The organism is Tepidimonas fonticaldi, from assembly GCF_007556755.1.
GTDB classification, from domain to species: domain Bacteria; phylum Pseudomonadota; class Gammaproteobacteria; order Burkholderiales; family Burkholderiaceae_C; genus Tepidimonas; species Tepidimonas fonticaldi.
Map to the genome: position 1 here is coordinate 22,781 of NZ_VJOO01000024.1, position 20,576 is coordinate 43,356.

Consider the following 20,576-nt stretch of genomic DNA (forward strand, 5'->3'; position numbering starts at 1 on the left):
CCGTTAAAACGATATTTGTGGTGATGGATAAAATGAGTTTAAGATCTGCCTTCATGGCACTGGCTGTTGGGTTGTTTTTTTGGGTTGGTGAATATGCGGCTCATGCGGCTCAGCCCCTGTCTCCAATGATGGAGCAAGGCGCAGAGGATCCTGTTTTGATTCGACTGGGGGGGCGAGAAGTCATTCGCGCCTCGGATGTCAAAAAGTACGCTCAGCGCCGCACGGATTTGCGCGCGTTGCTCAATACCCCAATGGGTTGGGGGATGTTGGTTGACGAAATCGCGATGACGCGGTCGTTGGTGCTGGAGGGTGAGCGTCGCCAAGAAAAACGTTCGGGTGATGCCGACCCCAACATCGACCCACGTTTTGACGATGTGTACGCACTGGCCGTTTATCGAAAGATCGCGGGCGAATGTAAAGCGCCGGTCGGCGATGCTGAGGCGCGCCAGTATTACGATGCCAATCCGCAGGCCTTCAAACTCCCGGCCCAGGCGCGGATCGAGCGCATCATCCTGCCCAAAGCGCTGACAGTGGACAAGTTTCCCGCCGAGCAGTGGTTAGGGCTGCAGGCCCGTGCTGTGGCCATGTCCAATGCGCGGTTTGATGCTTTGATCAAACGGGCCGCAGAGGCCGCCCCGGATTTGCGCCAGGGGGACTTGGGGTGGATCCGTTTGGAGGGGGTGGAGCACCAGCCGGTGCTCGGTGCGATCCAAAGCGCTGGCAAGGGTGGGCTGGTCGGTCCGCTTGTCGAGGGTGAGTACGTCTACCTGCTCCAGGTGACGGATTGGCGGGACGCCCAGTTGCTGCCATGGGATGTGGTCAAGCACCAAGTGCCGACGCGTGCGGTGCAATACTGCCGCGAAACCCAGCGTGAGCGCGTCAAGACCGAGCTGTTCCAGCGGTATGCGGTCCAGATCGACGACAAGGCCTTGCGCGCCTTGGGGGCGACGGGGAATTGAGCGGGGCGTTCGTCAGCGTCGTCATCCCCGCGTACAACCACGAGGCTTACGTCGCCGAGGCGGTCCGCAGCGCCTTGGCCTCGCCGCTGGTGCGCGAGGTTTTGGTGTGTGACGATGCCTCGACCGACGGTACCTGGGGGGTGTTGCAGGGGCTGTCGGATCCGCGGCTGCACCTATCGCGCAACCCGGTGAACCGCGGTGCGGACGCCACGCTGGGGGCGTTGCTGGACGAGGCGCAAGGGCCGTACCTGGCCATCCTCAATTCCGACGACCGCTTCCTGCCAGGGCGGTTGGAGCGCTGCCTGGATCGGCTGCAGGCGGGGCAGGCCGATCTGGTTGGCACAGACATCCGACTGATCGATGCTGCCGGCGCCGAAGTCACCCGCCATTGGTGGGTAGATGCGTTTGGCGCACTCAAGTCCGTTTGGGCCCAGACGCAGGACTGGGTGGCGACGTTGCTGGAAGGCAACGTGTTCATGACCACGTCCAACTTCGTCTTTACCCGCGATCTGTGGCGTCGCCTGCGTCCGTTCAGCGCCGATCGCTACGTGCACGACTACGACTTTGTGCTGCGGGCGCTCATCGCTGGGGCCCGCTTGGCGTGGATCGACGAGCCGTTGCTGGCCTACCGCTTGCACCACGCCAACACCATCAGCGAAAGTCCCCTCAACGCCAATCTGGAAGCATCGGCGCTGCTGCGGCGTCATCTGGCGCCCTTGTTGGCGTTGCCGGGGCCTTTGGCACCCCGTGTGGCCCATTTGAACAGCCAATGGGCGCGGATTGAAGGGTACGAAGTCCAGATTCTGCGCGACGGGATGGCAAAGCGCGACGCCGCGGCGCAACAGGCCATCGCCGAGCGCGAACGGTGGGTGGCCGACCGCGATCGGTGGATCGCAGAGCGCGATGCGCAGATCCGCCGCCTGCAGCTCGAGGCGCGTGCGCAGGAGTGGCGCGCGAAGCCCCCGCAGAGTCCGGCGGTCTCCCGATTCCGGCACGGGCGTTGGCGGCGCGTGGTGAAGGCCTTTCAGGCGCAGACGGCCACAGCGCGGGCACTGCCCCCCGGCGCCTCGCTGCACCGGGTGAGCGGGTTTTCCGCCCTGCGCCGCTTGGTGGAGCAGCGGCGCCCCGCTTTGCAGGCCATTTCGGTGGACGTGTTTGACACGCTGGTGGCCCGGTGCATCGAACCCCCGGACGCCGTGATACGCCGCGTGGCGCAGCGGCTGGCCGAGCATCTGGGGGTGCCACAGCACGCCGACTATGTGCTGCATCTGCGCCACGAGGCCGAGCACGCCCTGCGCCGCGAGGCGCTGGCCGATGGGCACGACCACGAATGCCACCACGACGCCCTGGTCGAGGCCTGGCTGGCTCGGCTGCTGCCCGAGTCGGATGCGGCCGCCCGCGACGCCTTGGCCGAGTGGGTGGAGCAAACCGAGCTGACGTTGGAGCGCCAAGCGCTGCAGCCCAAAGCCAACGCGCGGCTGTTTTTGGCGTGGGCCAAGGAGCAAGGGCTGCGGGTGCTGGCCATCTCGGACATGTACCTGGGGCAGCGCCACCTTCAGCACTTGCTGGAGGGTCTGGGTTATGCGGGGCTGATCGACCGCATCTATGTGTCCTCCGAACACCGGGTGGGCAAGTACTCGTCGCGCCTGTTCCATCATGTGCTGGAGCAGGAGGGATTGGCGCCCGCGGCCGTGTTGCATGTGGGGGACAACTTCCACTCCGACGCCGTGGCACCGGCACGCCTGGGGCTGACCGGGGTGTTTCTGGACGAGCGGCACGAGCGCGTGCGCCGCAGGCGCCAGACGCTGTCGGCACTGATGGCGGCGCGCGGCGGGATTTGGCCCGGACGCATGGTGGCCGAAGTGGTGGCGGAACGCTTGCGCGCCGACCCGCGCGCGCGGCGGGACGATGCGTACTTTCAGTACGGGCTGGAGGTGCTGGGGCCGATTTTTTCCACGTTCATGATCGGCCTGCTGGAGCGCGTGCGCGCGGATCGGCCCCAGCGGCTGTTGTTTCTGGCGCGGGACGGGTATCTGTTTTTGCAGATGTACGAATGGGCCGCGCGGCACCTGCCGGGCCCCTGGCCCAATGGGGTGTACACCTGCGTCAGCCGTGCGGTGGCTGCCCGTGCGGCAGTGGCCGATGGGCTGAACCATGCGAAGGCGGTGGTTGCGCTGTACAACCCCAAGCAGCAAGGGCTGAAGTCGATTCTCAAGACCTACGGGCTGGTGCCCGAAGAGTTTGCCGATCTGGCGCAGGGGCATGGGCTGATGCCGATGGATCAGCGCCTGGCGGATCGGGACGACCCGCGGCTGCGTGCCTTTCTGGCTGACGAACGCGTGCAAGCGCGGATTCGGCCGGTGGGTCAGGCAGCGCGTGACCGGTTGCGCCAGTATTTTGAGCAGCAGGGCTTTTTTGCCAGCGACCGGGTGGCCCTGGTGGACATTGGCTGGAATGCCACCATCCAGCGCTATCTGGAAAAGGCGTTTGCAAGCGATGGGCGCTTCCCGCGGGTGGAGGGCTACTACTTCGCCTACGTGCACGCGATTCATCAGGATGCGCTGGCGCACGGGGCCATCCATGGTTTGATGTTTGATCGTCGGCACGGCAATGCGCAGGAGCGCGCTCCTCTGGATTTTGAGGAACTGTTCGAGCAGGCCGCACGGGCGCCGCATGGCACGACCGTGGACTATCGGTTGGAGGGCGGCCGCGTGGAGCCGGTGTTCAAAGACGATGCCACCCCCGATCGGCAGGCGGAAATGGCCTGCAACCCGTCGATCTTGGCGCTGCAGGAGGGCGTCATGCTGTGTTGGGAGCACATGCTGGCGGCCCAGGCGCTCACCGGGGTGGGGTTTGCGGCGCTCAAGCCGTATGCCCAGGCGCTGGCGGAGCGGGCGGTGGTCTATCCCACGGCGGACGAGGTTCGGCTGGTGGCGGCCTTGGCGCACACCGAAGATTTTGGCCACGACGATGTGCTGGCTTTGGCGCCCCAGCCGGTGCGCTGGTGGGACTGGTTGCGTCCGGGGCGACTCAAGCGCCGTTTGGAAAGGTCACCGTGGCCGTTTGCGCTGTTTGCCCGCTTTCCGACGGGGCTGCCAGCGATTTTTGGGCGTTTTTTGCACCTGAGGATGGTGCTCAAAGGCCGGGGATGACGATGCGCCGTCGTGACCGCATGCTGTTGCATCCGGTGCGGATGCTGTCGATGACGCTGCCGTTTCGGGCCGCGCGCACGGGTGGGGTGGGTATTTCGCCCGGTGTGCGTCCGTTGATGGTGTGGTTGGGGCGGATGCTGGCGATCCGGCTGGCGGACGCCGACATCGTGCGCTACCGCTGGGTGTGGCTATTGCGTCGGCGGTGACGGCAGCCGCGCCAGCCGTTTGATGGCGCCAGCAAGCAGGTGCCGGCGCCACGTGTGTGCCCATGAGGTGGCCGGCTTGCGCGCGACCAGCACCGAGTCGTGCCACATGTCGCCGCCTTCGCCGCCCGTGCCCGACCAATCGGTTTCGGCTTGCAACACCTCTAGCCCGGCAAAGCGCGCGATGGCACGCAGACCATCGGGGTAAAAACGCCAGCAGTCCACGGGATAGCGGTGTTCGGGGCCGGCGGAAGGCACGATCAGGCAGCAGATGCCGCCCGGACGCAGCACTCGGGCCATCTCCAGCGCACTGATCCAAAAGTATTCGATGTGCTCGAACGCTTGCCCGGACACCACCACATCGGCGCTGTGGCTGGCCAACTCCTGCCAGTCGTAGGGATTGCGCAGCACGATGTCCACGTTCCGCCCCGCGGCCATGTCCACCCCCACGTACTCCCATGCCCCTTGGGCAAACAGCGGGCGGTAACTGCCGTTGACGTCCTGGCTGCCGATGTCGATGACGCGCAGCCGCTCTGCAAGGCGCGAGGCCAGATGGGTGTCCCGAAACGCCTGCATGCGGCGGAATGAGCTTTCGTGCATGGCAAAGTATCATATAGAGTTTTTTGCGTGACTCGGGCGCGTCCCCAGAGGGCGAGCCTGGCGTGTGGTAGGCCTGTGGCGAGACCCGTGGATGCGTCTGAGTGATATCCGTCATCGTTGGCTGGTCGCAAGTCTGTTGCGGCGTCGTTTGGCGGAGCGCTACCGCGGCAGCGCCCTGGGCGTCGCCTGGGCGGTGCTGTTGCCGCTGGGGATGTTGGCGGTCTACACGTTTTTTTTCCGCCATCTGCTGGGCATGCGCTGGCCGGGTGACCCGGGGGCGGGTGATCTGGACGTGGCTTTGCGGATCTTTGTCGGGTTGACGTTCGTCAGTTTTGCGGGCGAAGTGCTGACCGGGGCCACCCGGCTGGTGCTCGAGCAGCCTGCTTACATCAAGAAGATGCAGTTTCCGTTGCCGGTGCTGGCCTATGTGCATGTGGGCGCGGCGTTCGTGCAGGCCTTATTGGCGCTGGGGGTGGCCGCCGCCGTGGCCTGGATCGGGGGTGTCGGCCGCCCGTGGGCTTTGCCGCTGGCCGTCGTTTATGGTTTGCCGCTGCTGCTGTGGGCGTTGGCGCTGACCTGGTCACTGGCGGCGGTGGGGATCTTTCTGCGCGATTTGCAGCACGCCATGCCGCCCTTGGTCACGGTCTTGCTGTTTTTGTCCCCGGTGTTCTACACCGTGGCCGGCTTGCCGCCGCAATGGCAAGCGTTGATGGCGGCCAATCCGCTCACTTTGCCGATCGAGGGCGTGCGCGCCGCCTTGCTGGGCGGCGCTGTGCCCCAAGGGTCTGTGTGGCTGGGGCAGCTGGCGGCGGCGGTCGTGGCGGTCGCCGCCGCTCGCTGGCTGTTCGAGCGGTTGCAACCGGGGTTTGCCGATGCGCTCTGACCCTGGGGTGGTGCCGGGCGAGATCCGTCTGGCCGGCATTGGCAAGGCCTACGCCGAGCGCGTGAGCCCGCTGCAGGCGCTGGCCGAAGCGCTGACCCGCCGCTCGCGCCGCCCCCGGCGCTGGGTGCTGCAGGATGTCGACTTGGCGTTGCCGCGTGGTGGCAGCCTTGGGGTGATCGGCGCCAACGGAGCGGGCAAGTCCACCCTTTTGCAAATCATGGCTGGCACGCTGCAGCCCAGCGCGGGGACGCGGGCTTGTGCGGGGCGCATCGGCGCATTGTTGGAGTTGGGCGCCGGCTTCAACCCCGAGTTCACCGGCGAGGAGAACGCCCGACTGGCCTGCGTGGTGATGGGCATGTCCCCGCGCGAGGCCGAGGCGATGTTGCCCCGCATCGAGGCGTTTGCCGAAATCGGCCCGGCATGGAGCCGGCCGGTAAAGACGTACTCGTCCGGCATGTTCGTGCGTCTGGCGTTTGCCGTATCGACCGCGGCAGAGCCGGACATTCTGATCGTCGATGAGGCGCTGTCCGTGGGCGATGCCGCGTTTTCGCGCAAGAGTTTTGACCGCATCATGGCGCTGCGCGAACGCGGGGTGACCCTGGTTTTTTGCACCCATGCGCTCTACCAGGTCGAGATGCTGTGCGAGCAGGCGATCTGGATCGATCAGGGCCGGATCATGGCCCATGGTGGCGCGGCCGACGTGGTGGCCCGCTACAACGATCACCTGAAATCGCAGGAACGCGCGGCACGGGCGCACGACGCGGCCACGGGCAGCGGCGAGACGCGGGTGCTGGGTGCGGCCGATCGCCTGGCGCGGGTGCAGGGTGTGCAACTGCTGGTCAATGGTGCGGCCTGCGCGCCGCACAGCACGCCGGAGCTGCGCAGCGGGGCCGATGAACTGGGCGTGCAGGTGCATGTTCGCCACGATGTCGCGGTGGCGCCGCCGACGGTGGCGGTCCTGATCAGCGATGCCACCGGCATGCACGTCACCAGCTGCACCTCGTTTCACGACGGGGTGCAGTGGCAGGCTGCACAGGGGGCGTTGACGGCGTGCGTCTATCTACCGGCGTTGCCGCTGATGCGCGGGGAATTCACCGTGGACGTGTTTTTGATGTGCGAGCGGGCCATCCACGTCTATGAACACGTCGTTCATGCCGCGCGGTTTTCGGTGGTGGCCGCGGGCCCCGAGCCGGGCATCGTGCGGCTGCCGCACCGCTGGGAGCAGCGATGACCGCCAGGGCAGCCGATCCCTTGTGGTGGCGCTACCGGGTGGGCAACCCCGCCTTGGCGGCGTTGCCCGTGGCGTGGCAGTATCGCTGCGCCGAGCGCTGGGGCCGTTGGCGCGCGCATGGCGCCCCCGACGCTGGGGCCATCCGGCAAGGTGCCGTCGCGCTGTTGGGCGCTGCAGGCGGTTCCGACCGGGGCGCGGCCATTGTTCGACGCTACCACGGGCTGCAGTCCCGCATTCGGCTCGACGATCACCGCATGGCCCATGCGGCCATGCCGGCCGTCGTGGCGCAGGTCGAAGTGCAGGATGCCAAAGTGATCGCGCGCAAGGCCGCAGAAGGCCGCGGCCTCATCATTCTGACCGCGCATTACGGCCGCTTGGGGATGATTGGGCCTGCCATGCGCCGGCTCGGGTTGAGCAGTGCGTTTTTGTCGGCAACCGTGGACGAGCGTGCTACGGCTTTGTCCCCCATGCAGCGGTGGGTGGGTTACCGCAACGGCCAGAGTCTGCAGCGCTTTGCCGGGGGGCAGTGGATCATGGCGGACGACCCCGCCACACGGTTGCGTGCGGTGCTGCGCCGCGGTGAGCCGCTGATCGTCGTCATCGATGCCTTTTCGTCCCGCAGTCCACAGCGCGATGCCTTCCGCTTTGGCCCGGGAACCTTGTCGATTCCCACCGGGGTCGTGCGGCTGGCGCAGGCCACGGGCGCTCCGATGGCGCTGGCATTGCTGCACGATTTGGGCGACGAGCGGGTGCAGATGCGGTGTTGGGATTTGGCGCAGCCCCCGCAGCAGGCGGTTCAACAGGCGTTCGATGCGGTGGCGCAGGCGGTGTGGGCCGAGCCGTGGCAGTGGTGGCTGCTGCCGCATGTGCCAGCCTTGTGGCGCCCGCTGGGCGCCGATGCCGCAACCCCTTGACCCCGATACAGGAGGCACGCAACGTGACCGCAGCCGTCAAGCCGGGCGAATCGCTCAAGTACCACGTGGACCACGATGAGGTGGCGCCAGAGTCGGTGCTGGGCCAGATTTTGTCGCTCATTCGCCCGGGTACCCGCGTGTTGGAGCTGGGGTGCGCCACGGGCAGCATGACCCGCATTCTGAAAAGCCGCCATGGCTGCCGTGTCGACGCCGTCGAGCTGGATGCCGTGGCGGCCGAGGCGGCGCGGCCGTTTTGTGAACGGCTGCTCGTCGAGGATTTGGAAACCGTGGCCTGGGACGCCCCGTTTTTCTCGGGCCAGACCTACGACCATGTGCTGATTGCCGATGTGCTGGAGCATTTGCGCGACCCGGGCCGCGTCTTGCGAGGCGTGCGAGGGCTGCTGCGCGAAGGCGGGAACATTGTCGTTTCCACCCCCAACATCGGCTTTGCGGGGGTGCAGGCGGCATTGCAAGCGGGGTGGTTTCCGTACGGCCCGACGGGGTTGCTGGACCAGGGGCATGTGCATTTTTTCACGCGCTTCGAGCTGGAAGCGCTCATGCTGAGCTGCGGTGTGGTGCCCGTCGAGCGACGTGCCGTGCATTGGGGGCCGGGCGACTCGGAGTTTGGCCGGTACTGGCAGCAGCTCCCGCCGCAGGATCGCCAGAACCTGCTCGCAACCGCGGATGCGACGGTGTACCAATGGGTCGTTGCGGCCGAACTGCCCTCGGACGACGCATGGCGGCGGTGTGTGCTGTTCGGCAGCAACGGTGCCGTGCAGGAGCGCCAATTTGCCCGCTTGTCCGATCAGGCCAGCCGCTTGCAACAGGCGCTCGACGACGCGGAGCGCCGCTTGCGCGAGACACTGGATCGCGCCCAGGCGGATGCGAGCCGTCTGCGCGAATTGGAGCGCGAACTCCAGACGCTGCGCGAGCAGCGCGATCGTGCCCAGACCGATTTGCACCGGATCGTGTCCTCCCGCAGTTGGCGCCTCACGGCCCCGATACGTGGAGGCCGGCAGGCGGTTTCGGCCTTGCGCGCGAATGCGCGTCGGGTGCTGGCATCGATCCGCACACGCGGCTTGCGCCCGACATTGCGCCGGGTGGCCCAGCGCCTGATGGGGCGCCCCTCTATCCCCGTACCGCCACAGGGGGGCACGCCGTCCGAATTGCTGGCGGGTGACTGGGGGGCATATCGTGCATGGCTGGCCACCTACGAGCTACTGCCCCCCGACGGGCCCGAACAAGTGGCCCAGGCGCTGCGGGATCCGGGACTGTGGCCGAGTATCGGTGTCGTGGTGCCGGTGTTCAACCCTCATTTGGAGTGGCTGGATGCGGCGATCGAATCCGTGCGGCGGCAATGGTACCCCCGCTGGCAACTGTATTTGGTGGACGACTGCAGTACCCGTCAACGCGCGGAGCTGGCAGCGCGGCTGGAGCGGTGGTGCAAAGAGGACCCCCGCATCCACGTCGTTTGGCGCGAATCCAATGGCCACATTTCGGCGGCGACCAACGACGGGGTGGCTTTGTCCAACGATGAGTGGGTGACCTTTTTGGATCAGGACGATCTGCTGTCTCCGCATGCCCTGTGGTGTGTCGCAGCGGCCATCCGGCAGCGGCCGGATGCACGGGTGGTGTATTCGGACGAAGACAAGATCGATGCGCAGGGACTGCGGCGCGAGCCGCATTTCAAACCCGATTGGAACCCCGACCTTCTGCTGTCATACAACTATCTGTGTCACTTGGTGGCATACCGCCGCGAGGAGGTGGTGGCCGCGGGGGGGCTGCGGCAGGGCTTTGAGGGGGCGCAGGACTACGATTTGGCTCTGCGGTTGGTGGAACGCTGTGCCCCAGAGCAAATCATCCACATCCCGCGCGTGCTGTACCACTGGCGCGTACACGACGGCAGCACGGCCCAGGACGTGGGTGTCAAGCCCTACGCCCTGGAAGCGGGCCGCCGCGCGCTGCAAGACGCCATGCAGCGTCGCGGCGTGTCGGCGACGGTCACGATCGACCAAAACCTGGTCTACCGGGTACGTTACCGCATTGAGGGGCCGCAGCCGCACATCACCATCGTCGTGCCCACCCGCAACGGGGGGCGCTTGCTGCAGACCTGCATCGACAGCGTCATCGCGCGCACCGATTACGCCCATTACGACATCGTCATCATTGACAACGGGTCTGACCAGCCCGAGACCCTGCGCCTGTTGCAGGGCTATGCCCAGCATCCGCTGTGTACCGTGGTGCGGGATCCGCGGCCCTTCAACTACGCGGCGCTGCACAATGCGGCGGTGCCTGGCGTCAGGGGGGAGTACGTCCTCTTGCTCAACGACGACATCGAGGTCAAGGACGCCGATTGGCTGCGCGAGATGGTCTCCGTGGCGCTGCAGCCTGGGGTGGGGATCGTCGGGGCGCGTTTGCTCTTCCCCAACGACACGCTGCAGCACGGGGGGGTGTTGCTGGTGGGCGGGGTGGCCGGCCATGCCCACAAGCGCTTGCCCGCCGACCACTGGGGGTACATGATGCGCGCTCGGGTGCGGCAGACGCTGTCTGCCGTGACGGCGGCCTGCCTCCTCGTGCCCAAGGCGGTGTACCAGCAAGTGGGTGGCATGGACGAGCAACTGGCCGTCGCTTTCAACGACGTGGCTTTTTGTTTGGCCGTGGGCCAGGCCGGCTACCGCATCGTCTGGACGCCGTATGCCGAGCTGTACCACCACGAATCCGCCACCCGGGGGTATGAGTACGAAGACCCGGTCAAGCAACGCCGCTTCGAGGGGGAGGTGCGCTACATGCAAGAACGCTGGGGCGAGCGCCTGCGCGAAGATCCGGCCCTCAACCCCAACCTCGACAATATGCGCGAGGACTTTGCGCTGGCGCGACCGCCGCGTTTGCCGGCGATTTTTGAGCCAAGAATGGAACGAGTCGTATGACCACTGGTAAGCGCAACACCCAAGGGATGGCGTGGAAGCTGCCCCCATTGAAACCGGCCACGCCCGCCTGGGGGGCGTGGTTTCAGCAGGCGTTGGAGTCGCACCGCCAGGGGCGGTTGGACCATGCTCAACGCCTTTACGAGCAGATCTTGGCGGCCCAGCCGCGTCATTTTGGTGCGACACACATGCTGGGCGTGCTGTTGTACCAGCGTCGCCAGTATCGCGAGGCGCATGGATGGCTGGTCAAAGCCTTGCAGATCGAGCCGCGTGACCCTGCGGCCCACACCAACCTGGGCCTCGTCTTGGGGGCCGTGGGGCGCCATGAGGATGCCCTGCAGTGCCACGACCAAGCCGTGGGTCTGCGCCCGGATTTCGTGGAGGCATGGATCAACCGGGGAGGGGCCCTGCGCGAGTTGCGGCGTTTTGAAGACGCCTTGCAGAGCTATGAGCGTGCGCTGGCCTTGCGGCCGGACGCCCCCCAGGCCCAACTGAATCGCGGCATCGTTTTGCTGGAGCTGGAACGTGCGCAGGAGGCGCTGGCCGCCTTGGATGCACTGACCCAGGCCCATTCGGACTACGCCCAAGCATGGCATCAACGGGGCAACGCGCTGGCCGCCCTCGGCCGCCGGGAAGAGGCCCAGGCGAGCTACGACCGCGCGGTGAAAGCCGCCCCGCACTACGCCGACGTATGGGTGGATATGGCCCGTTTGCACACGGCGGAGGGGCGTTTGGATGAGGCGTTGGATGGTTTGAATCGAGCGTTGAGCTTGAATCCTGCCTTGCCGGTGGCCTATGTCAATCGCGGTAATCTGTTGCGCCGGCAGGATCGCTGGAAAGAGGCGTTGGAAGATTACAACCGCGCAGTGTCGCTGGCGCCGATGGATGCCATGGCGCGTTTCAACCGCGCTCCCATTCTGACGGCGGTGGGGCAAAAAAATCAGGCTGTGGAGGATCTGGATTTTGTGATCCAGCAGCGGCCTGAATTGGCAGAGGCCTATGTTGTGCGCGCAGGGCTTCTGAAGGAAGCTGGACTATATCCAGAGGCGTTGGATGACTTTCAGCAGTTGCTCGCTATCAAGGGCGACTCAGGTGCGATCGCCTGGCTGCCAGACATCCTGAATACCCAGGCATCGATTGCCGACTGGCGCCAATGGAGTGAAGGGGTTTCCCGTTTGGCATCGGGTGAGGTGCAGTGTGCGGATGTTTCTGGTCTCTTTTCGCTTTTGGCGCTCGTGGATGATCCCGCGCTCCATCAAGCGGTCTGTGATCAGGTAATGAGAAAACAGGTCCCAGAGATCGGCGGTCTGGGGCCGATAGCCATCAGGCCGCCGCGCGAGCGCATCCGCGTGGGGTATTTTTCCGCGGACTTTCATCAGCATGCCACCATGGTCCTGATGGCTGAGCTGTTCGAGCTGCACGACCGTCAGCGATTTGAGTGGTATGCGTTCTCGTTTGGTCCTCGTACGGGTGACGCGATGCAGCAACGTGCGCAGGCCGCGTTCGATCGATTCATCGATGTGCGAGACATGTCTCCACTCGAGATTGCTCGGCTGGCGCGCGAGTTAGAAATCGATATCGCGGTCGATTTGAAAGGTCATACCCAGGACGCCCGCACGGCGATTTTTGCCTATCGTGCAGCGCCGATTCAGGTCAACTACATCGGGTATCCAGGGACGATGGCGGCGGAGTACTACGACTACATCGTGGCAGACCCTGTGGTCATACCCGATGAGCTGCGACGCTACTACTCAGAAAAGGTGGTGCGCCTGCCCCACAGCTATCAGGTCAATGACCGTGCCCGTCGTATTGCAGACCGGGTATTTACCCGGGCGGAATGTGGATTACCGGATGAAGGGGTGGTGTATTGCTGCTTCAATGCAGTCTACAAGATCACTCCCGATGTGTTCGCCTGTTGGATGAGGATTTTGCAAGCGGTGCCGGGCAGCGTGCTGTGGCTGTATGAGGGCAACCGTTGGGCGCCGGACAACCTGCGCAAGGAGGCGGCCCGTCATGGAGTGGATCCCCAACGGCTGGTGTTTGCGCCGAACATGCCCAACGCGGAGCACTTGGCCCGGGTGCGGCTGGCGGACCTGTTTTTGGATACGTTGCCGTACAACGCCCATACGACCGCCAGCGATGCCCTGTGGGCGGGACTGCCGGTGCTCACCCGTATCGGACAGTCCTTCGCTGCGCGGGTGGCGGCGAGTTTGCTAACGGCCGTCGGGATGCCGGAGTTGATTGTTCGCACGCCAGAGGCGTACGAGGCGTTGGCGATTGCCCTGGGGCGGGAGCCGGCCCGGCTGATCGAACTGCGACAGCGACTGTTGGCCGGGCGTGAGACGGCACCGTTGTGGGATACGCCCCGCTTCGCCCGCCATCTGGAATCGGCTTATGAGCAAATGATGCATCGGTGGTGGAACGGTCTGGCACCTGAGCACATCGATGTTGCCCCGTAACCAGATCGCTGATGTGAAGGACGCGCATGAACCCGATCCCTCGGATTGTTCAATGGCATATTCCGACAGTCGCGCCGGCCAAACCCTCGTTGGAGGCATTGTTGGCCGAAGCCCAAGCGCACCGATCGCGTGGGGACGTCAAGTCTGCTCACGCCACCCTGGTACGGGCGGTGCGCGACTGCCCGCCAGACCCCCGTCCCTATCGAGAACTGGGACGCCTGGCCGAATCGCTGCAGCGACCGGAGGATGCGTTGGCCTGTCACGACCGTGCTTTGGCGATCGAGCCACGCGACGTCGAGACGCTGCTGGCCAAGGCCGATGTGTTGGTTCGCTTGGCACGTTGGGATGAGGTGCGGCAGGTCGCCATGACCGTGCTGACCATCGAGCCGGATCACCCGGACGCACGGGTTTTGCTGGCCGGCTTGGCACAACTCTCGGGCAATTTGGCAGAGGCGGAACAACAGGTGCGCGCTGCGCTGGCCGCGCATCCCACGCATGCCGGCGCGATCAACATGCTGGGTAAAGTGTTGTTGGCCCGAGGAGACCGCAGCGGTGCGCTGGCGATGTTCGAGCGGGCGACAGAGGCGAACCCCGCCCACGTCGAGGCTTGGGTCAACCTGGGCGCGATGCAGTTGACCGAGCGAGGCGACCGCCAGAAAGCCATCGCCTGTTATCGGCGTGCCCTAGAGATTAATCCCAATTACCCCGAAGCCCATTTCAATTTGGGAGCAGCCTTATTTGATGAAAAGTCCGTCAAAGAGGCGGCAGGGCATCTGCAGCATGCGATTGCGTTGCGTCCGATCTACCCAGAGGCTTATGTGAATTTGGCCGTTGGGTTGATTGCATCGATGTATTTTGATAATGCGTTGCAAGCCTGTGACCGAGGGTTGCAGGTGTGTGGCGATCACCCCGGCCTGTGGGCGCAAAAAGCAGAGGCGTTGGCATTGATGGGACGCCATCAGGCGGCTATCGAGGCTGGCCGACGGGCCATCGATTTTGGCTATTCGGCGAATAACTTAAAAGTCCAAATGGCATCGTGGTACCGCAATCTGTGCGATTGGCGCGAAGGGGGTGATCGTGCTGCTTGGCGGGCGTGGGTGGACAGTGGTACGACGGTCAATCCCTTTGTGCTTTTGTCCATCGATGATGACCCGTTGTTGCAGAAACGGGCGGCGGCGCAGAGCGTGCAAAATGGAAAATGGTCGAAAGCGTCTCTGCCTTTTGTGCGAAAGGGGGAGTGTGTCAGCAAGCTGCGGATTGGTTACCTGTCACCGGACTTTCGCAATCACCCGATCATGACGATTCTGGGCGATGTATTCGAAGCCCATGACCGAGCGCAGTTTGAGTGGTATGCCTTTTCGTTGGTGGCGGCACCGGACGATCCTGTTCAGGCGCGTGCAGTGGCGATATTTGATCAATTTTTGGATGTGAGCGAATGGTCGGATGACCGCATCGTCGCCCACGCGCGGGAGTTGGGTATCGATGTGATGGTGGACTTGGCCGGGCACACGCAAGGCAGCCGCTGTGGTGCTTTGGCTCTGCGGTGCGCACCGGCGCAGGTGACGTATATCGGTTACCCGGGGACGACGGCGGTTCCGGCCATCGACTACATCTTTGGCAGCCCCGTTGTTACGCCGACGGGATCTGAGTCATGGTTTACCGAACAGCCGATTCGGCTGCCGTGGCTGGTCCCAGTGTTGCCACGGACGGTATCCGACCGGGTGTGGACCCGTGCCGAGGCGGGGCTGCCGCAGGACGCCGTGGTGTTTTGCAGCTTTAACAACACGTACAAATTCACGCCGGAGATGTTCGATGTCTGGATGAACATCTTGCGGCAGGTGGACGGCAGCGTGTTGTGGCTGTATGCCAAGGCACCGGAGGTGGAAACCAACTTGCGTCGCGAGGCGCAGGCGCGCGGTATCGACCCGGTGCGGCTGTACTTTGCCGGTGCGGTCGATATGCCCAACTATCTGGCGCGCATGCGCTTGGCCGATCTGTTCCTGGATACCCACCCCTACAACGCGCACACCACGGCGTTGGATGCCGTGTGGGCCGGCTTGCCCGTGTTGACGTTCGAGGGTGGATCGTTCGTCAGCCGCATGGCAGCGGGGGTGTTGTCGTCGATTGGTCTGCGCGAGCTGGTCGCCGCCGACGTGACCGATTACGAGGCCAGGGCCGTCGCGCTCGGGCGCGACCCAGCCCGCTTGGCGGATTTGCGACAGCGGTTGCTGAGTCCGGAGATGCGGACATCACCGCCGTTCGATCCGGCCCGGTTTGCGCGCTACCTGGAAGCGGCCTACCGCGCGATGCACGAACGGGCCGCCGCTGGACTGCCGCCCGCGCCCATGGAGGTGAGCGTGGATGGTCAGGTGACTGTCCTACAATCCCCGGCTGTCTGTTGAAGGTTGGCCGATTACGCAGAGAGCGAAAGGGGGTGGCATGGGTTGGGTGCGTGCAGCATGGCTCATCGTGGGGCTCGTGGCGGCGCCTTGTGCCCATGCCAACGGGGTGTGGACTTACGTCGACGCCCAGGGCGTGACCCACATCGGCAACGCGCCACCGCCACCCGTCAAGCGGCTGGAGTGGCTAGGCTTTGACGACCGCATCAAGGGCGCACCCCAGCGCTCAGCCGGCGCGCACCCCACGCGACTGCCCGGCTACGCCACCGTGCGGCCGCTGTTGGAGTCCGCAGCGCAGCGGCACGCGCTGGATCCGGAGTTGGTCACGGCCATCGCCGCAGCGGAGTCGGGCTTTCGGCCCGACGCCGTCTCGCACAAAGGGGCGGTGGGCTTGATGCAGGTGATGCCTGCCACGGCGGCCCGGTATGGCGTGTCCGCCCCCAGCCCGCAGCAGGCGTCCGCCTTGCTCAAAAATCCGGACGTCAATGTCCAAGTCGGGGCGCGGTACCTGGCGGATTTGTTGCAGATGTTCGATGGTGAGCTGGAGTTGGCAGTCGCTGCTTACAATGCGGGCGAGGGGGCGGTGTTGCGCCACGGTCGCCGCATCCCGCCGTACCCCGAGACGCAGCAATACGTCGCCCGTGTGATGCGGTTTTACCGGGCGTTGACCGGGCGCAGCGGCTGACCGCGCGCGGCGTGCCATACCGGGGTTCGGCGTGCTCACCCAACTGATTCTGTCGTTCCTCGTGTCTGCGGTGGTGGGTGGGTGGCTCGTGCGCGATGGACACCGCTACGCTCGACGCTACCCGGTGGATGTCCCGCAGCGTTTTCACGCGGGTGACGTGCCCCGGCTGGGCGGGGTGGCCATGTGCATTGCGTGGGTGGTGGTGTCCGCGCGTCAAATCCACCCGGTCGTGGGGGATTTGGGGCACTCGATCATCCCGTGGACCGTCTGGCTGGCCGTCGTGGGCACCGTGTTGCCGGCGGTGTTGGGCGGGGTGTTCGAGGACTTGACCCATCGGCTGTCGCCCCTGCCACGCCTGGCGTTGACGGGGCTGTCGGCGACGTTGGCCGTGGCGTGGTTGGGTCTGAGCATCGACCGGTCCGGATTGGCGTGGTTCGATGCGTATTGGCAATGGTCCCCATGGTTCGGGGTGGCGTTTGCCTGGCTGGCCGTGGCGGGTTTGCCGCACGCGTTCAATCTGATCGATGGCTACAACGGGTTGGCGGGTGCGGTGGCGTTGGCGATAACCGTCGCGTTGACTGCCGTGGCCCTCAAAGTGGGCGACTGGCCGCTGGCGGCACTGCTGCTGTCGTTGGCCGGGGCGACCGCGGGTTTTTTGGTTTGGAACTATCCCCGCGGGTTGCTCTTTGCCGGCGATGGCGGCGCCTATCTGTGGGGATGCGTGCTTGCCGTGGCTTCCGTGGCGCTGGTCCAACGAAACCCGGCGGTGTCGCCGTGGTTCCCGATGCTGCTGCTGGCTTACCCGGTGGTGGAAACGCTGTTCTCCGTCTACCGCAAAGTCGCCCGCGGCGACTCGCCTGGCGTTGCGGATGCACTGCACTTTCACCAATTGATTTACCGTCGCATCGTCCGTGGCGTGTTTCATGACGACGCGGCGCGTCAACTGCTCATGCGCAACAACCGCACCTCACCCTATCTGTGGGGGTTTGCGCTGACGACCGTCGTGCCGGCAGTGCTGTTCTGGGATGCGACGCCGGTACTGATGGTGGGGTTTGGGTTGTTCGTGCTGGCTTATGTGACGGCGTATCTGACCATCGTGCGCTTCAAGGTGCCGCGCTGGTTGCGGCGGTGAGTGGGGTGGAAAAGTGAAATTTCAAAATAAATTGATCGCAAATTTTATTATTGCATCCGGTCTATTGATTTCGCTGGTTGCGCTTTACTCCGCAGGATTTGGCTTTGGGCTGATATTTGATGATGCCTGGATTCTTCGCGACCCAGACTTTTTGAAAAAACCGCTGTCCTTCGAGTTAAAATTCCGTGGACTTTGGGAAGCGAGCTACCAAGCTGTTAGTCGAATTGCGGGGTCTGACTTTTATTGGCAACGGTTGTTCAATGTTTTGCTTCATGGGGTCAATGCGATTTTGCTTTTTGTTTTGACGCGGCTTTTGGTTGGTCGTGCAGAATTTTTTGGTAAACAGCAGGGGTTGCCGGAGGATCATGAGGGGCCGGGGAAAGCGGCCAATCGTATTTGGCTCGCGGTCTGGGTGGCAGTCTTTTTTTGGGCATTCAACCCCGTGGCGGTATACGCTGTACAGTATTTGACGCAGCGCTCCACGCTGATGGCAACGGGTTTTATATTGGTTTCTCTTCTGGCCTTTTTGTTGACATTGGAGGCCAAGTCGAAGCTTCAGAAGTCGCTCGGAGCTTTTGCTGTGCTTTTGGCATACGGAATGGCGGTTCTTTCTAAAGAGCATGCTGCCCCGGGGATTGCTTTATTGTTGCCGCTGTATGTGTATTGGGTGCGTCCAAATAATCGGCAACTTTGGTTGGGTGGTGTGACCTTGAGCGTCATTGCGCTTGCGGCTGCTATCGTTTTGATTGGCGCCAAGGGTTGGACTTTGGGGGCGGCTACAGAGGATAGGGTTCGCCCATTTTTGGCGCAGCTGGAAGGCTTGAGGCCTGGGGCTTCCGAAAGCGTGTATTGGTTAAGTTTGGTAAATCAGGCGTGGTTGTTTTTTCGGTATGGGCTGCTGTGGGTTTTGCCGTGGATCGGATGGATGAGCGTGGATATTCGGCCTCCATTTCCGCTTGTCTGGTATGCGTTCCCCCAGTTTTTAGGTGTCTTGGCGTTCTTAGCCTTTTTTGGTTTTGGGGTTTGGGCGTTGTTGGGGCGTCAAGGGCGTCTGGCTTTACTTGGTATCGTGATTGTTTTCCCGGTACTCTTGTTTTCTACTGAGCTGGCGTATGTTCGATTGCAGGAGCCCTTTGTGCTCTATAGAAGTTATTTGTGGTCGATCACTCTGCCTGCGTTAGTGGCGATCATATTGTTGGCTGTATTTCAAAGGTCTCAATGGATAATTGGGGTCGGTGTGTTGGTTGTTGTTGCGTGGAGTGCCCTGTCATACGAGCGTATCCAAAGTTTTCGCAGCGACGCCACCGTTTGGCGCGATGCGCTTTCAAAAATCCAGCGCGACGCGCCCTCTAATGTGTTGGGTCGCTGGCGTCCCCCGCTCAATCTTGCGACGTGGGATCTTAATGAAGGGCGTTTTGCTGATGCTCTCGTTCACGCCAAACTTGCCGATGACTGGGGAGCGCCGGATGGGCTTGCAAAGTCTAAAATGGGCGCAGCGTTGGTTGCTCTACGGCGTCCTGCAGAGGCGCTCCCTTTGCTTTTGGCGGCTCAATCAGAAGGTTACCAAGGTGTGGAGTTATGGGTCTCAATTGGTAGTTCATATGATCAGCTTGGTCGCGTTGACCAAGCGTTCGATGCATATGATCGTGCGTTGAGTGGTGGTTTGCACGAACGCTATCGCCCTGCGACGCTGTTGGCGGCTGGGCATTTGGCTAATCGCGTGGGGCAGTACGTGCGAGCACAAGAGTATTATTCAGATTTGCTTCGCAGTCAGCCTAATTTGCCAGCTGCGATTGCCGGTTATTCAATTGCGAGTTTTAAACAAGGTAAGACACAGGAAGCATTGACGATTTTGTCCGATGCGATCGCTCGTCAGCCATCTGCTGAGCTGTTTTTTGTTCGGGCGCAGTTGAATGTTGGCCTCGGTAACCGTGCGCAGGCGTCACAGGATATCGCGCAGGCGATTGCACGTGATCCACGAAACCCGATGTATCAATCGTTTCAGCGGCAAATACGGCTCGACCAGCCTAGTCAAGACAAACAAAACACGCCGTGACGAACCGCTCTGGGAACATCCTGCTCACCGGCGGCCTGGGCTACATCGGCAGCCACACCGCCGTGGTGCTGGCCCAGGCCGGTCACCGGGTCGTGCTGCTGGACAACCTTTCCAACAGCCGCGCTGATGTGGCCGACCGCATCGGCCGCATCATCGGACTGCGCCCGGTGGTGGAAGTGGCCGACGTGCTGGACACCGCACGCGTGCGCCACATTCTGAGCCACTACGCCATCGGTGTCATCCACTTTGCCGTCCAACAGCGCCGCCTCAAGCAAGCCCGAGCTACACTACGGGCCCGCTCCGCGGAGCGGCATCGCGATCTGGAGGAGATGCTCGGCCTGATCGAGTCGCAGCGCTGATTCTTGCCGCACGCGCCTCGTCAGATAGGCGACGTCAGGGCGACTCAATATGACAAGTAAACATTTCCCGATCATTCCAGTCATACTCTCTGGCGGTGCCGGTACCCGCTTGTGGCCCGTGTCGCGCGCAGGGCATCCCAAACCCTTCATGAAGCTCGCCGATGGCGAAAGCCTGCTACTGAAAACCTACCGCCGCGCGTTATCAGTCGTCGATGCTTTGAGCGTCGGCCAAGGCGAACTGCTCACCGTCACCAACCGTGACTACTATTTCATGAGCAAAGACGAGCTGGCGCGCGTAAGTCTGGGTAAGCACGTCGTCGCTAAGTGTCGTGTCCCGGCTGATTGGTAACACGTCTGTTGAACAGTTCGGGGTGTGATCGCTGCCATTGTTTCATGGCCTGGATGGGGCTGACATGCCCCAAGGCTTTCTGTGGCAGTTGGTGATTGTACAGCCAGACATACCGCAGGATGGTGGCCTCAAGTTCTTCGCCGCAATGGAAGTGATGGGTGCGCAGGATGTCGGCGATGCGCCCGTTGAAGCGTTCAACCATGCCGTTGGTCTGCGGGTGTTTTGGGCGGGTCAGGCGATGCTCAATGCCTAGCTCCTCGCAGAGCTGATC

General features: G+C 63.6%; 15 protein-coding genes and 1 pseudogene. 14 read left to right on the forward strand and 2 right to left on the reverse strand.

The annotated features are described in order from the left end of the window. Window positions 1-53 precede the first annotated feature (53 nt). Genes Tfont_RS11175 through Tfont_RS11185 form a run of 3 tightly spaced genes read left to right on the forward strand, consistent with a single transcriptional unit; the run spans window position 54 to window position 4,317 of the window. Window positions 54-959: a peptidylprolyl isomerase gene (locus tag Tfont_RS11175; protein WP_185974523.1), complete on the forward strand. Its 906-nt coding sequence runs from the start codon at window positions 54-56 to the stop codon at window positions 957-959. Next, window positions 956-4,111, forward strand: coding sequence for a glycosyltransferase (locus Tfont_RS11180; protein ID WP_143969504.1), 3,156 nt, complete (start codon window positions 956-958; stop codon window positions 4,109-4,111). The genes Tfont_RS11175 and Tfont_RS11180 overlap by 4 nt, the downstream gene beginning before the upstream one ends. Continuing rightward, window positions 4,108-4,317 carry a hypothetical protein gene (locus tag Tfont_RS11185; RefSeq protein ID WP_143969505.1) on the forward strand — a complete coding sequence of 70 codons (210 nt, stop codon included), beginning with the start codon at window positions 4,108-4,110 and terminating at the stop codon, window positions 4,315-4,317. Before Tfont_RS11180 ends, Tfont_RS11185 begins: the two co-directional genes overlap by 4 nt. Here Tfont_RS11185 and Tfont_RS11190 read toward each other — a convergent pair. After that, the gene (locus Tfont_RS11190) at window positions 4,300-4,914 is read right to left on the reverse strand and encodes a methyltransferase domain-containing protein (protein ID WP_143969506.1); all 615 of its coding nucleotides are present in this window, start codon (window positions 4,912-4,914) and stop codon (window positions 4,300-4,302) included. The two genes, Tfont_RS11185 and Tfont_RS11190, sit on opposite strands and share 18 nt — an antisense overlap. Before the next feature lie 91 nt (window positions 4,915-5,005). Between Tfont_RS11190 and Tfont_RS11195 the strand changes: the two genes are divergently transcribed. From Tfont_RS11195 to Tfont_RS11245, 11 genes and pseudogenes are all read left to right on the forward strand, one after another. Then, the gene (locus Tfont_RS11195; RefSeq protein WP_143969507.1) at window positions 5,006-5,797 is read left to right on the forward strand and encodes an ABC transporter permease; all 792 of its coding nucleotides are present in this window, start codon (window positions 5,006-5,008) and stop codon (window positions 5,795-5,797) included. Next, window positions 5,787-7,028, forward strand: coding sequence for an ABC transporter ATP-binding protein (locus tag Tfont_RS11200; protein ID WP_143969508.1), 1,242 nt, complete (start codon window positions 5,787-5,789; stop codon window positions 7,026-7,028). Before Tfont_RS11195 ends, Tfont_RS11200 begins: the two co-directional genes overlap by 11 nt. Then, window positions 7,025-7,942, forward strand: coding sequence for a lysophospholipid acyltransferase family protein (locus Tfont_RS11205; RefSeq protein WP_143969509.1), 918 nt, complete (start codon window positions 7,025-7,027; stop codon window positions 7,940-7,942). Before Tfont_RS11200 ends, Tfont_RS11205 begins: the two co-directional genes overlap by 4 nt. Window positions 7,943-7,965: 23 nt before the next feature. Beyond that, window positions 7,966-10,869 (forward strand): glycosyltransferase, encoded by a 2,904-nt coding sequence (locus Tfont_RS11210; protein ID WP_143969510.1) that lies wholly within the window; start codon window positions 7,966-7,968, stop codon window positions 10,867-10,869. Beyond that, the gene (locus Tfont_RS11215; RefSeq protein WP_143969511.1) at window positions 10,866-13,325 is read left to right on the forward strand and encodes a tetratricopeptide repeat protein; all 2,460 of its coding nucleotides are present in this window, start codon (window positions 10,866-10,868) and stop codon (window positions 13,323-13,325) included. The genes Tfont_RS11210 and Tfont_RS11215 overlap by 4 nt, the downstream gene beginning before the upstream one ends. A gap of 26 nt (window positions 13,326-13,351) precedes the next feature. Continuing rightward, a complete protein-coding gene (locus Tfont_RS11220; RefSeq protein ID WP_143969512.1) occupies window positions 13,352-15,727 on the forward strand; it encodes a tetratricopeptide repeat protein in 2,376 nt (791 codons plus the stop codon). A gap of 37 nt (window positions 15,728-15,764) precedes the next feature. Beyond that, window positions 15,765-16,409: a lytic transglycosylase domain-containing protein gene (locus tag Tfont_RS11225; RefSeq protein WP_143969513.1), complete on the forward strand. Its 645-nt coding sequence runs from the start codon at window positions 15,765-15,767 to the stop codon at window positions 16,407-16,409. Window positions 16,410-16,440: 31 nt separating this feature from the next. Further along, the gene (locus tag Tfont_RS11230; protein ID WP_143969514.1) at window positions 16,441-17,541 is read left to right on the forward strand and encodes a glycosyltransferase family 4 protein; all 1,101 of its coding nucleotides are present in this window, start codon (window positions 16,441-16,443) and stop codon (window positions 17,539-17,541) included. A 13-nt stretch (window positions 17,542-17,554) separates the two neighbouring features. After that, window positions 17,555-19,597 (forward strand): tetratricopeptide repeat protein, encoded by a 2,043-nt coding sequence (locus tag Tfont_RS11235; protein WP_143969515.1) that lies wholly within the window; start codon window positions 17,555-17,557, stop codon window positions 19,595-19,597. Continuing rightward, complete coding sequence (locus Tfont_RS11240) at window positions 19,594-19,956, forward strand: NAD-dependent epimerase/dehydratase family protein (protein ID WP_143969516.1); 363 nt, start codon at window positions 19,594-19,596, stop codon at window positions 19,954-19,956. The genes Tfont_RS11235 and Tfont_RS11240 overlap by 4 nt, the downstream gene beginning before the upstream one ends. Window positions 19,957-20,005: 49 nt before the next feature. Continuing rightward, window positions 20,006-20,263: pseudogene (locus Tfont_RS11245) on the forward strand (sugar phosphate nucleotidyltransferase); the annotation flags it as partial. A gap of 13 nt (window positions 20,264-20,276) precedes the next feature. On the opposite strand, the gene Tfont_RS11250 reads toward Tfont_RS11245, so the two are convergent. Beyond that, the coding region (locus Tfont_RS11250; protein WP_143969517.1) for an integrase core domain-containing protein at window positions 20,277-20,576 on the reverse strand (300 nt) is incomplete at its 5' end.